At 73.3% G+C, this 11970-nt stretch carries 11 protein-coding genes; 9 read left to right on the forward strand and 2 right to left on the reverse strand.

The annotated features are described in order from the left end of the window. Positions 1 to 35 precede the first annotated feature (35 nt). The gene (locus ACP7TJ_RS25545) at positions 36 to 629 is read right to left on the reverse strand and encodes a YdeI/OmpD-associated family protein (RefSeq protein ID WP_189908888.1); all 594 of its coding nucleotides are present in this window, start codon (positions 627 to 629) and stop codon (positions 36 to 38) included. A 158-nt stretch (positions 630 to 787) separates the two neighbouring features. Between ACP7TJ_RS25545 and ACP7TJ_RS25550 the strand changes: the two genes are divergently transcribed. The 4 genes from ACP7TJ_RS25550 (at position 788) to ACP7TJ_RS25565 (ending at position 3529) form a co-directional block, all read left to right on the forward strand. Further along, positions 788 to 1183, forward strand: a complete 396-nt coding sequence (locus ACP7TJ_RS25550; protein WP_093766353.1) for a cell division protein SepF — start codon at positions 788 to 790, stop codon at positions 1181 to 1183. A gap of 104 nt (positions 1184 to 1287) precedes the next feature. Then, positions 1288 to 2505 carry a biotin transporter BioY gene (locus ACP7TJ_RS25555; RefSeq protein WP_093766352.1) on the forward strand — a complete coding sequence of 406 codons (1218 nt, stop codon included), beginning with the start codon at positions 1288 to 1290 and terminating at the stop codon, positions 2503 to 2505. Next, a complete protein-coding gene (locus ACP7TJ_RS25560) occupies positions 2498 to 2878 on the forward strand; it encodes a nucleotide pyrophosphohydrolase (RefSeq protein WP_167743743.1) in 381 nt (126 codons plus the stop codon). The genes ACP7TJ_RS25555 and ACP7TJ_RS25560 overlap by 8 nt, the downstream gene beginning before the upstream one ends. Before the next feature lie 180 nt (positions 2879 to 3058). Further along, positions 3059 to 3529 carry a DUF6099 family protein gene (locus ACP7TJ_RS25565; RefSeq protein WP_093766540.1) on the forward strand — a complete coding sequence of 157 codons (471 nt, stop codon included), beginning with the start codon at positions 3059 to 3061 and terminating at the stop codon, positions 3527 to 3529. Positions 3530 to 4000: 471 nt separating this feature from the next. Here the strand turns inward: ACP7TJ_RS25565 and ACP7TJ_RS25570 are convergent, their stop codons facing one another. After that, positions 4001 to 4213 (reverse strand): hypothetical protein, encoded by a 213-nt coding sequence (locus ACP7TJ_RS25570; protein WP_427765623.1) that lies wholly within the window; start codon positions 4211 to 4213, stop codon positions 4001 to 4003. Between the two features lie 212 nt (positions 4214 to 4425). Between ACP7TJ_RS25570 and ACP7TJ_RS25575 the strand changes: the two genes are divergently transcribed. From ACP7TJ_RS25575 to argF, 5 genes are all read left to right on the forward strand, one after another. Continuing rightward, positions 4426 to 5349: an LLM class F420-dependent oxidoreductase gene (locus tag ACP7TJ_RS25575; RefSeq protein ID WP_427765626.1), complete on the forward strand. Its 924-nt coding sequence runs from the start codon at positions 4426 to 4428 to the stop codon at positions 5347 to 5349. Between the two features lie 158 nt (positions 5350 to 5507). Continuing rightward, positions 5508 to 6971 (forward strand): 3' terminal RNA ribose 2'-O-methyltransferase Hen1, encoded by a 1464-nt coding sequence (locus tag ACP7TJ_RS25580; protein ID WP_404714784.1) that lies wholly within the window; start codon positions 5508 to 5510, stop codon positions 6969 to 6971. Beyond that, positions 6968 to 9529 (forward strand): polynucleotide kinase-phosphatase, encoded by a 2562-nt coding sequence (locus ACP7TJ_RS25585; protein ID WP_093766348.1) that lies wholly within the window; start codon positions 6968 to 6970, stop codon positions 9527 to 9529. The genes ACP7TJ_RS25580 and ACP7TJ_RS25585 overlap by 4 nt, the downstream gene beginning before the upstream one ends. A gap of 115 nt (positions 9530 to 9644) precedes the next feature. Beyond that, positions 9645 to 10868 carry an arginine deiminase gene (locus tag ACP7TJ_RS25590; RefSeq protein ID WP_167743746.1) on the forward strand — a complete coding sequence of 408 codons (1224 nt, stop codon included), beginning with the start codon at positions 9645 to 9647 and terminating at the stop codon, positions 10866 to 10868. A gap of 89 nt (positions 10869 to 10957) precedes the next feature. Then, the gene (gene argF / locus ACP7TJ_RS25595; RefSeq protein ID WP_427765631.1) at positions 10958 to 11965 is read left to right on the forward strand and encodes an ornithine carbamoyltransferase; all 1008 of its coding nucleotides are present in this window, start codon (positions 10958 to 10960) and stop codon (positions 11963 to 11965) included. The last annotated feature ends 5 nt before the right edge of the window (positions 11966 to 11970 follow it).

The raw sequence follows: 11970 nt of genomic DNA on the forward strand, positions 1-11970 counted from the left end.
GACGGGAAGGGGCGGAGGGGGCGAACACCCCCCGGTCATGGGTGGAGCTTCTCGCCCGCCGCCAGCATGGCCACGAACTTCTCGATCCGCGCCGCCCGCGTCTGCGCCCGCTTCGCCTCCTCGATCCGGTGCAGGATCGCGTACCGGTTACGGCTGTCCAGCGCGTCGAAGAACTCACGCGCACCCACGGGCGCCGCGTCCAGCGCGGCGCGCAGATCATCAGGAACGACCGCACTCCGAGGACTGGCGTACGCGGCCTCCCACCGCCCGTCCGCCTTGGCCCTCTCGACCTCCCGCAGCCCGGCCGGCCGCATACGACCCCGCTCGATCAGCTCCAGCGCCTTCCGCCGGTTGACGGCGGACCACCTGCTGCGCGCACGGCGCGGGGTGAACCGCTGGATCCAGTGGGTCTCGTCCAGGCTCCTCTTGTGTCCGTCGATCCAGCCGAAGCACAGCGCGGACTCCAGCGCCGTGGCGTAGTCGACGCCGGGCAGCCCGGACCCCTTCCTCGGGATCTTCAGCCAGAGGCCCTCGGCGTCCCCCTGGTGCTCCTCCAGCCACGCCTCGAAGTCCTCCTGGGTCCCGAAACCCAGCACCGGCCCTGTCGCATCGTCCGTCCCACCAGCCATGCGCCCATGCAAGCCGGGTTCGACGGCCAGGTCAACGGCCGCCCGCCGCCGGGGTGTTGCGGGCGGAACCATGGCGGAGCGTGTCGTTATTGGGCCGAACGGGTGACCATGGGTAAGAATTGGCCGATGCAGACAGCCAGCGCGACAGGGGACGGAGCATGCCGGTGAGCAGCCACGATGTCACCGACGAACAGTGGGAGGGGCTCGCCCAGGTCGTGCCGCTGCGGGGCCGCGACGCGTGGCCGTCCTCGGTCGGCCACCGCGCCATGCCGGAGGCCAGGACGGAGGCGCGGCGCCGCTTCGTCGTCCTGCGGGTGAACGTCTTCGCGGACGCCCGCGAGGTCGCCGAGACCCTGATGTCGGGCATACCCGTCCTCCTCGACCTGACGGGCGCGGAACCGGATGTCGCCAAGCGCGTCCTCGACTTCAGCACGGGCGTCGTCTTCGGCCTCGCCAGCGGCATGCACCGCGTCGACCGCAACGTCTTCCTGCTGACGCCGGAGGGCATGGAGGTCACCGGACTGATGGAGGGCCTGGGGGCGCCGGGCGCGTGACGCTTCACGCGCCCCGCGCGTACGGACGGGCACGCCGTCCGTTCGTAGGAAACGCCCCGTGAAGGAACGGTTCGGCGGCACGGGAAGCGTTTAGCGTCCGGCGCATGACCCCGCCGCCCCCGCCCCAGCCGGTCGCGACCGTACCCCGGCAGTCCGCCGAACCCCCCGCGCACGCGCCCGTGGACGCCGGGCGGGCCCGGCGGCCCACGCTGCCGCGCGTCACCGAGCTGCTGCTCTCCGCCTTCGCCGGGCACCGCGGCAGCACGTTCCGCCTGGGCGACCTCACCCTGCTCGCCGGCCCCAGCGGCACCGGCAAGACCACCGCGCTGCGCGCGTACGAGGCGCTCGCCCGGCTCGGCGGCGGGGCCGAACTGGGCGAGGTGTTCCCGGACCCGTCGGCCTGCGTCCCGGAGCGGGCCCGGCCCGACGCCCAGCGCCGCCGCGGCTTCCGCATCGGCTGCACCGCCGACGGCCCCGAGGGCCCGGTCCGCCTGGAGGTCGCCGTCCAGGCGGAGCCCGAACTGCGCATCGTGGGGGAGCGGTTGTCCGCCGACGGCCTGGTCCTGATGGAGACCGCGCTGCGCGACCCCCGCCGCCGCGCCGTGCAGGCCGCGTGGCACACGGCGGGCGCCACCGCCGTCACCCGCGCGCCCCTCCCCGACGACCGTCTCGGCACGGCGCTGCTGCCGCTGCGCGTGGCCGGCACGACCGCCGGACAGCTCCGGGTGCTGGCCGCCGCCGAGCAGATGCTGGTGGCGCTGCGCTCCGTCTTCCCCTGCGACCCCCGCCCCGAGCGGATGCGCGACCCCGTCCCGGCCGGCACCGGCCGGCTGCTCCCGGACTGCGAGAACCTCGCCGACGTGCTGTGGCGCACCCGCTCCGAGTGCACCCGCCGCCACGCGCTGCTCGTGGACGCGGTACGCGTCGGCTGCGCCGGACCCGTCGACGACCTCCTCGCCGAACCGTGCGCCGGAGGACGCCTGGTGCGCGCCGTGCTCGACCGCGGCGACGGCGTCCGCACCACGCTGCGGCGGCTCGGCGACGGCGAACTGCGCTACACCGCCCTCGCGCTGGTGCTGCTCACCGGCCCCGGCGTACTGGAGGCCGACGTGCCGGGCGAGGTGCCGGACGCCCTGCGATGCCTCACCGTCCTCGCCGACGGCCTGGACCGGGCGCAGGATCCCGCCCAGCGCGCCGCCCTGCTGGCGCTGGCGGCGCGGATGTGCGAGCGGGGGCACATCCGCCTGGTCGGCGCCGTGAGCGACGCCACCTGGGCCGCCGGGGTGCCCGGGGCGACCGTGGTACACCTGAGGCGTGACTGAACCGCGCGACGACGCGTCCCGGCCCGCCGACCTGCCCGCCCTCCAGCGCCGCCTCGCCGACTTCGCCGCCGCGCGGAACTGGCAGCCGTACCACACGCCCAAGAACCTCGTCGCCGCACTCGGTGTGGAGGCCGCCGAACTGCAGGAAATCTTCCAGTGGCTGACGCCGGAGGAGTCCGCCCGGGTGATGGACGACCCGGACACCGCGCACCGAGTCACCGACGAGGTGGCCGACGTGCTCGCCTACCTCCTCCAGTTCTGCGAGGTCCTCGGCGTCGACCCGCTGGCCGCCCTGGCGGACAAGATCGAGCGGAACGAGCACAGGTTCCCGGTGCCGGGGCCGGAGCGGTCCGGTGCTCCGCCCCGCGCCTAGGAGTCACGCCTTCCGTTCTCACGCTCCGTAGTCGAAAACGCGTTCCTATACCAAGTGGTGTCCGCAGATTTCGGACTTCCTCTGGCCTTTTGTCTCACAGAGCTTCACTCTGGGTAGTGAACAGAGCAGTTCAACGGATGCGGACGCGTGGGCAGCGCGTCGGACAGACGGGGGCAGCGCATGGACGCTGTGCGGCTCATCGTGACGAGCAGGAGGGCCCTGGCCGCCGGCGGCGGTGTGCCGGAGCTGCTGACCGAGGTGTGGCAGGCACAGGCCCTGGCCCAGGCGATAGGGAGCCGCCTGGCCCTCGTGGGCCCGCCTCCCCTGCGCGACGAGGCCACAGGGCTGGCCGATCTGGCCGGCCGAGGCTGCGGCGTCCTCGACCGGCCGCCGCCCGGCCCCGACGAGCCGCGCGCGGCCCGGCTCACCGAGCTGGGGGAGACCCGCGCGTGCCTGATGCACCTCGGCGGCCTGCTCGGCGACGTCGGCATCGCCCTGGTCGGCATCGCCTGCGCCGCCGACGACGAGGCGACGTACTGGAGCTGCGTCGAGGCCATCGACGCGGCGGACGAGGCCCGGGACCGCGTCCGGGACATGCTGCGCAAGCTGGCGGAGAGGGAGGCGGCGTTACCCAGGCAGGAGGCCGGCTGACCGCCTGGCCGGCGGCTTTCCCACACGAGCTCGGAACCGGGCGGCGCACCGTCCTGGTCCCGCCCGCTTCCCGCCCGGCCGGAGGCCTTCCCGCGCGAGGTCGGACGCCGGCGGCGCGGTCGCCTCGGTCCCGCCTGTTTCTTGCCTTGCAGGTGGCCTTCCTGCGCGAGGTCGGACGCCGGCGGCGCGGTCGCTTCCGTCCTGCCCGCTTCCCGCCTGGCGGGTGGCCTTCCTGCGCGAGGTCGGACGCCGGCGGCGCGGTCGCTTCCGTCCCGCCCGCTCCCCGCCCGGCCGGAGGCCTTTCTGCACTCCGGCGGCGCGTCGCTTCCGTCCCGCCCGCCCGGGACGGGGCAGAGCACCTGCTGGAGCCGGTCGAGGGCGACCTCGCGGTGCGGTTGCGGCGCGGGCCGGGCCCTCCACCGGCCGGACCGGCCGTTGCTCCGATCGGCTGATCCGGACGAGGAGGCCGTCTCAGGTTGCCGGGCCGTCGCCCGCATCCTCCGCGGCGGACGCCCGGGCCTCCGCCGCGCACCCCCCGCCCGACGCCCCGGGCGCCTCACCCCTCCCGCCGGAGTCCAGAAGCTTCGCGTCCAGCGCGGACAGGTCCGCGTTCAGCGCCGCCATCAGCAGGTCCATCTGCGCCAGCAGACCCGCCTGCGGCACACTGCTCCGCTCGTCCGACATGACGGTCCCCTCGGCCCACGGCCCCGCCCGGGGGCCGACACGGTGACACCCCGGCGTCACAGGGCCGGCGCGGGCGCCGGACGCTCCGGCTCCGAACGAGCCAACGATCTTCCCGTCCCCCGGTCACGACCAGGCCGTACCACCGGCGTGCGACGAGGCATGCCGACGGTCCTCGCGCGCCCCCGCCCCCGGGAGCGTGCAGGATAAGAGGCATGGATCTTCGCATCTTCACCGAGCCCCAGCAGGGGGCCACCTACGACACCTTGCTCACCGTCGCCAAGGCCACCGAGGACCTCGGCTTCGACGCCTTCTTCCGTTCCGACCACTACCTGAGCATGGGATCGGGGGACGGCCTGCCCGGCCCCACCGACGCCTGGATCACCCTCGCCGGACTCGCCCGCGAGACCAAGCGCATCCGCCTCGGCACGCTGATGACGGCCGGCACCTTCCGCCTCCCCGGCGTGCTCGCGATCCAGGTCGCGCAGGTCGACCAGATGTCCGGCGGCCGCGTCGAACTCGGCCTGGGCGCGGGCTGGTTCGAGGAGGAGCACAAGGCGTACGGCATTCCCTTCCCCAAGGAGAGGTTCGCCCGCCTCGAGGAGCAGCTGGAGATCGTCACCGGCTTGTGGGCCACCGAGGTCGGCAAGACCTTCGACTTCCACGGCACCTACTACGACCTCACCAAGTCGCCCGCGCTGCCCAAGCCGGCCCAGTCCAAGGTGCCCGTGCTGATCGGCGGCCACGGCGCCAGGCAGACCCCGCGCCTCGCGGCCCGGTTCGCCGACGAGTTCAACATCCCCTTCGCGTCCGTCGAGGACTCCGCGGCCCAGTTCCAGCGGGTCCGCGACGCCGCCCGTGAGGCCGGCCGCGACCCCGGCGACCTCGTCTACTCCAACGCCCTCGTCGTCTGCGTCGGCCGCGACGACCAGGAGGTGGCGCGCCGGGCCGCCGCGATCGGCCGCGAGGTCGACGAGCTGAAGGCGAACGGTCTGGCGGGCTCCCCGGCCGAGGTGGTCGACAAGATCGGCCGCTACGCCGAGGCCGGCTCCCAGCGGATCTACCTCCAGGTGCTCGACCTGTCCGACCTGGACCACCTGGAGCTGATCTCCTCCCAGGTCCAGTCCCAGCTGTCCTGACCCAACCGTCGGAGCGGGGCCGTCCCACCGGGGGCGGCCCCGCTCCCCGTGCGCGCGAAAAATGCGCGGACCCCCGCGACACCTTCCCTGTACGTTGGGCCGACACCGGAATCCCGGTGACTACCCCCAGCTCAGAAGGTGTCTCGAGGTGTGACTCCGTGTTCCTGACGATCAGTACCACCGGCTCCGCGCAGCGCCCGGCGACCGACCTCGGTTATCTGCTGCACAAGCATCCCGAGAAGGCGCAGGCGTTCTCCACGTCGTACGGAACGGCGCACGTCCTCTACCCCGAGGCGGACGCCGAACGCTGCACGGCGGCGCTGCTGCTGGAGGTGGACGCGGTGGCGCTGGTCCGGCGCGGCAAGGGCAGGGGCCGCGGCGGCGCACCCGACGCCGCTCTCGCCCAGTACGTCAACGACCGCCCGTACGCGGCCTCCTCGCTGCTCGCCGTCGCCCTCGGCTCGGTCTTCTCCAGCGCCATGCGCGGTGTGTGCGCGGCCCGTCCGGAGCTGCCGGACGCCCCGCGGCCGCTGCGCGTCGAGGTGCCCGCGCTGCCCGCGCGCGGCGGCGCCGACCTGGTCCGCCGCCTCTTCGAGCCGCTCGGCTGGACGGTCACCGCCGAACCGGTGCCGCTGGACACCGAGTTCCCGGAGTGGGGCGACTCGCGTTACATACGCCTGGCCCTTCAGGCCGCGGACCTCACCCTCGCCGAGGCGCTGCGCCACCTCTACGTGCTGCTCCCTGTCCTGGACGACGCCAAGCACTACTGGGTCTCCCCGGACGAGGTCGACAAGCTGTTGCGCGTCGGCGACGGCTGGCTGGCCGGCCACCCCGAGCGGGAGCTGATCACCCGCCGCTACCTCTCCCACCGCTGGTCGCTGACCCGGCAGGCGAAGGAGCGGCTGGAGCTGGTCCGGCTGGCCGAGGCGGACGACAGCGAGGTCGAGGACCTCGACAACGCCGTCGCGCCGGAGGCCGAGGAGGAGGAGAAGCCGACCCCGCTGGCCGTGCAGCGCCGCGAGGCGGTCCTCGGCGTGCTGCGCGCGTCGGGCGCCGCGCGGGTGCTCGACCTCGGCTGCGGCCAGGGCCAGTTGGTGCAGGCGCTGCTGAAGGACCCGGCGTTCACCGAGATCGTCGGCGTGGACGTGTCGATGCGGGCGCTCACCATCGCCTCCCGCCGCTTGAAGCTGGACCGCATGGGCGAGCGGCAGGCGTCCCGCGTCACGCTCCTCCAGGGCTCCCTCGCCTACACCGACAGGCGTCTCAAGGGCTACGACGCCGCCGTGCTCAGCGAGGTGATCGAGCACCTCGACCTGCCGCGGCTGCCCGCCCTGGAGTACGCGGTGTTCGGCGCCGCCCGCCCCCGCACGGTGTGCGTGACCACCCCGAACGTCGAGTACAACGTGCGCTGGGAGAGCCTGCCGGCCGGGCACGTCCGGCACGGCGACCACCGCTTCGAATGGACCCGCGAGGAGTTCCGCGGCTGGGCCCGCACCGTCGCCGAACGGCACGGCTACGCCGTGGAGTTCCTGCCCGTCGGGCCGGACGACCCCGAGGTCGGCCCGCCCACCCAGATGGCCGTGTTCCGGCTCGGCACCCCGAAGGAGGCGAAGGCCGCATGACCACCACCGACACGACCACCGCCGCCGCACGCGGCCGTGCCCTGCCGGTCACCGACCTGTCCCTGGTCGTGCTGATCGGCGCCTCCGGCTCGGGCAAGTCCACGTTCGCGCGGCGTCACTTCAAGCCGACGGAGGTCATCTCCTCCGACTTCTGCCGGGGTCTGGTCGCCGACGACGAGAACGACCAGAGCGCCTCCCGTGACGCCTTCGACGTGCTGCACTACATCGCGGGCAAGCGCCTCGCGGCGGGCCGCCGCACCGTCGTCGACGCCACCAGCGTCCAGCAGGACGCCCGCCGGCAGCTGATCGACCTGGCCAGGCAGCACGACGTGCTGCCCATCGCCATCGTGCTGGACGTGCCCGAGGAGGTGTGCGCCGAGCGCAACGCGGCCCGCACCGACCGCGCCGACATGCCCCGCCGGGTCATCCGCCGCCACATCCGCGAACTCCGCCGGGGCCTGCGCCACCTGGAGCGCGAGGGGTTCCGCAAGGTGCATGTGCTGCGCGGCGTGGAGGAGGTCGAGCACGCCACCGTCGTCACCGAGAAGCGTTTCAACGACCTCACCCACCTCACCGGACCCTTCGACGTCATCGGCGACGTCCACGGCTGCTCCTCCGAACTGGAGGCGCTGCTCGGCAAGCTGGGCTACGTCGACGGCGTCCACCCGGAGGGCCGCACCGCCGTGTTCGTCGGCGACCTCGTCGACCGCGGTCCCGACAGCCCCGGCGTGCTGCGCCGTGTGATGGCGATGGTGAAGTCGGGCAACGCCCTGTGCGTGCCCGGCAACCACGAGAACAAGTTCGGCCGTCACCTCAAGGGCCGCAACGTGCAGCTCACCCACGGACTCGCCGAGACCGTCGCGCAGATGGAGGGCGAGAGCGAGGAGTTCCGCGCCGAGGTGCGGGAGTTCGTCGAGGGACTGGTCAGCCACTACGTCCTCGACGGCGGCCGGCTGGTGGTGTGCCACGCCGGTCTGCCCGAGAAGTACCACGGCCGCACCTCCGGCCGGGTCCGCAGCCACGCCCTCTACGGCGAGACCACGGGCGAGACCGACGAGTTCGGGCTGCCCGTGCGCTACCCGTGGGCGGAGGACTACCGCGGCCGGGCCGCCGTCGTCTACGGCCACACGCCCGTCCCCGAGGCGACCTGGCTCAACAACACCATCTGCCTCGACACCGGCGCGGTGTTCGGCGGCAAGCTCACCGCGCTGCGCTGGCCGGAGCGCGAGCTGGTCGACGTACCGGCCGAGCGGGTCTGGTACGAGCCGGTGCGGCCGCTGCGCACCGAGGCGCCCGGCGGGCACGAGGGGCGCCCACTGGACCTGGCGGACGTGCACGGCCGGCGGGTCGTGGAGACCCGGCACATGGGCCGGGTGGCCGTACGGGAGGAGAACGCGGCGGCCGCGCTGGAGGTGATGAGCCGGTTCGCGCTCGACCCGCGGCTGCTGCCGTACCTGCCGCCGACCATGGCGCCCACCGCCACCTCGCGGCTCGACGGTTACCTGGAGCACCCGGTGGAGGCGTTCGCCCGCTACGAGCAGGACGGCGTGGCCCGGGTGGTGTGCGAGGAGAAGCACATGGGGTCGCGGGCGGTCGCCCTGGTGTGCCGTGACGCGGGCGTGGCGGCCCGCCGGTTCGGCGCGGCCGGGGGCGAGACCGGTTCGCTGTACACCCGGACCGGACGGCCGTTCTTCGACGACGCGGACATCACCGAGGAGATCCTCGGCCGGCTGCGCACAGCGGCCGGCGAGGCCGGGCTCTGGGAGGAGCTGGACACGGACTGGCTGCTGCTGGACGCCGAGCTGATGCCGTGGTCGCTGAAGGCGTCCGGGCTGCTGCGCACCCAGTACGCGGCGGTCGGCGCCGCGGCCGGCGCGGTCTTCCCGTCCGCCCTCGCGGCCCTGGAGGGCGCCGCGGCCCGCGGGGTCGACGTGGGCGAGCTGCTGACGAGCCAGCGTGAGCGGGCGGGCGCGGCGGCCGGCTTCACCGACGCGTACCGCCGCTACTGCTGGACCACCGACGGGCTGGAGGGCGTGCGTCTCGCGCCGTTCCAGATCCTCGCCGTCCGGGGCCGCAGCCTGGCCGCGCTGCCGCACGACCGGCAGCTCGCCCTGATCGACCGCATGGTCGAGCACGACCCGACGGGCCTGCTGCAGACCACCCGCCGGCTCTACGTCGACACCGCCGACCCCGAGTCGGTGCGGGCCGGCGTGGACTGGTGGCTGGAGATGACCGGACGCGGCGGCGAGGGCATGGTCGTCAAGCCGGTCGGCGCCCTGGCCCGCGACGGCGCCGGACGCCTGGTGCAGCCGGGCATCAAGTGCCGTGGCCGGGAGTACCTGCGGATCATCTACGGCCCCGACTACACCCGGCCGGAGAACCTGGCGCGGCTGCGGTCCCGCTTCCTCGGCCACAAGCAGTCCCTCGCCCTGCGCGAGTACGCCCTCGGCCTGGAGGCCCTGGACCGCCTCGCCGACGGGGAGCCGCTGTGGCGGGTCCACGAGCCGGTGTTCGCGGTGCTCGCCCTGGAGTCGGAGCCGGTCGACCCGCGCCTGTGAGACGCGCGGGGCGCGGAGGGCCCGTTCCTCCGCGCCCCGTCCGCTTCCCGCGTGCGGCGGGCGGGATTCGGCGAGGGCAGGGGTGAACCCGGGCCGCGGCGGTCAGGATGGAGGCATGACCTACCACGTCGACTCCGAGGCCGGGCGGCTGCGCCGCGTCATCCTGCACCGGCCCGATCTCGAGCTCAAAAGGCTCACCCCGAGCAACAAGGACGCGCTGCTCTTCGACGACGTGCTCTGGGTGCGCCGGGCGCGCGCGGAGCACGACGGCTTCGCGGACGTGCTGCGCGACCGCGGTGTCACCGTCCACCTCTTCGGGGACCTGCTCACCGAGACGCTGGAGCTGCCCGAGGCGCGCGCGCTGGTGCTGGACCGGGTCTTCGACGAGAAGGAGTACGGCCCGCTGGCCACCGACCCCCTGCGCGCCGCGTTCGAGACCCTGCCCGCGCCGGAGCTGGCCGAGGCGCTGATCGGCGGGATGACCAAGCGGGAGTTCCTCGACTCCCACGCCGAGCCGGTCTCCGTGCGCTTCCATGTGATGGAGCTGGACGACTTCCTGCTCCGCCCGCTGCCCAACCACCTCTTCACCCGCGACACCTCCGCCTGGATCTACGACGGCGTCGCCATCAACGCCATGCGGTGGCCGGCCCGGCAGCGCGAGACCGTGCACTTCGAGGCGATCTACCGGCACCACCCGATGTTCCGGGACGGGTCCTTCCGTCTGTGGTCGGAGGGGCAGGCCGACTACCCGTCCACCATCGAGGGCGGGGACGTCCTGGTGATCGGCAACGGCGCGGTGCTGATCGGGATGAGCGAGCGCACCACCCCGCAGGCCGTGGAGATGCTCGCGCACAAGCTGTTCGCGGCCGGCTCGGCGCGCACCATCGTCGCCCTCGACATGCCGAAGAGACGCGCCCTGATGCATCTCGACACCGTGATGACCATGGTCGACGGCGACACCTTCACCCAGTACGCGGGCCTGCCCATGCTCCGCTCGTACACCATCGAGCCGGGCGCCGACGAGAAGGAGCTGAAGGTCACCGACCATCCGCCGGAGCACATGCACCGGGCGATCGCCGCCGCGCTCGGTCTGAGCGAGATCCGGGTGCTGACCGCCACCCAGGACGTGCACGCGGCCGAACGGGAGCAGTGGGACGACGGCTGCAACGTGCTGGCCGTCGAACCGGGCGTGGTCGTCGCCTACGAACGCAACGCCACCACCAACACCCATCTGCGGAAACAGGGCATCGAGGTGATAGAGATCCCCGGCAGCGAGCTGGGCCGGGGCCGGGGCGGGCCGCGCTGCATGAGCTGCCCGGTCGAACGGGACGCCGTGTAGGACGCTGTGGAGAAGGGTGGCGCTGTATAGAATTGCGGTTAGTCGTATAGACTTCCACGGTTCGTGTCCCCCAGTCCTGGAGCGCCCCCATGGCGACAGTCCCGACCCCCCTCGCCGGCCGTCACTTCCTCAAGGAGGTCGACTTCACCGCGGAGGAGTTCCGCGGCCTGCTGGAGCTGGCCGCGGAGCTGAAGGCCGCCAAGCGGGCCGGGACCGAGACGCCGTACCTGCGCGGGAAGAACATCGCGCTGGTCTTCGAGAAGACCTCGACGCGCACCCGCTGCGCCTTCGAGGTCGCCGCCGCCGACCAGGGCGCGTCGACGACCTACCTCGACCCGTCCGGCTCGCAGATGGGCCACAAGGAGTCCGTGAAGGACACCGCGCGGGTGCTCGGCCGGATGTACGACGGGATCGAGTACCGGGGCGACAGCCAGGCCAAGGTCGAGGAGCTGGCCGCCTTCGCGGGCGTGCCCGTCTACAACGGGCTCACCGACGACTGGCACCCCACCCAGATGCTCGCCGACGTGCTCACCATGACCGAGCACAGCGACAAGCCGCTCACCGGGATCGCCTTCGCCTACCTCGGCGACGCCCGTTTCAACATGGGCAACTCCTACCTGGTCACCGCGGCCCTGCTGGGCATGGACGTCCGCATCGTCGCCCCCAAGACGTACTGGCCCGCGCAGGACGTGATCGACCGCGCCCGGGAGCTGGCCGCGGCGAGCGGGGCCAGGATCACGCTCACCGAGGAGATCGCCGAGGGGGTGGCGGGCGCCGACTTCGTCGCCACCGACGTCTGGGTGTCCATGGGGGAGCCCAAGGAGGTCTGGGGCGAGCGGATCGCCGCCCTCGCGCCCTACGCGGTGACCATGGACGTGCTGCGCGCCACCGGCAACCCGGACGTCGGCTTCCTGCACTGCCTGCCGGCCTTCCACGACCTGGGCACCGCGGTCGGGCGGGACGTGTACGAGGCGCACGGCCTCACGTCGCTGGAGGTGACCGACGAGGTGTTCGAGTCGGCGCACTCGCTGGTCTTCGACGAGGCCGAGAACCGTATGCACACCATCAAGGCGGTCCTGGTCGCCACCCTCGGCTGAGGGGC

The sequence above is a fragment of the Streptomyces sp. DSM 41931 genome, from assembly GCF_050271085.1.
GTDB classification, from domain to species: Bacteria; Actinomycetota; Actinomycetes; order Streptomycetales; family Streptomycetaceae; genus Streptomyces; species Streptomyces albogriseolus.

Coding starts and splice junctions, on each gene's coding strand:
- ACP7TJ_RS25545 (WP_189908888.1), bottom strand. CDS start 629: ATGGCTGGTGGGACGGACGATGCGACAGGGCCGGTGCTGGGTTTCGGG.
- ACP7TJ_RS25590 (WP_167743746.1), top strand. CDS start 9,645: ATGACCTACCACGTCGACTCCGAGGCCGGGCGGCTGCGCCGCGTCATC.
- ACP7TJ_RS25565 (WP_093766540.1), top strand. CDS start 3,059: ATGGACGCTGTGCGGCTCATCGTGACGAGCAGGAGGGCCCTGGCCGCC.
- ACP7TJ_RS25575 (WP_427765626.1), top strand. CDS start 4,426: ATGGATCTTCGCATCTTCACCGAGCCCCAGCAGGGGGCCACCTACGAC.
- ACP7TJ_RS25570 (WP_427765623.1), bottom strand. CDS start 4,213: ATGTCGGACGAGCGGAGCAGTGTGCCGCAGGCGGGTCTGCTGGCGCAG.
- ACP7TJ_RS25550 (WP_093766353.1), top strand. CDS start 788: ATGCCGGTGAGCAGCCACGATGTCACCGACGAACAGTGGGAGGGGCTC.
- argF (WP_427765631.1), top strand. CDS start 10,958: ATGGCGACAGTCCCGACCCCCCTCGCCGGCCGTCACTTCCTCAAGGAG.
- ACP7TJ_RS25555 (WP_093766352.1), top strand. CDS start 1,288: ATGACCCCGCCGCCCCCGCCCCAGCCGGTCGCGACCGTACCCCGGCAG.
- ACP7TJ_RS25585 (WP_093766348.1), top strand. CDS start 6,968: ATGACCACCACCGACACGACCACCGCCGCCGCACGCGGCCGTGCCCTG.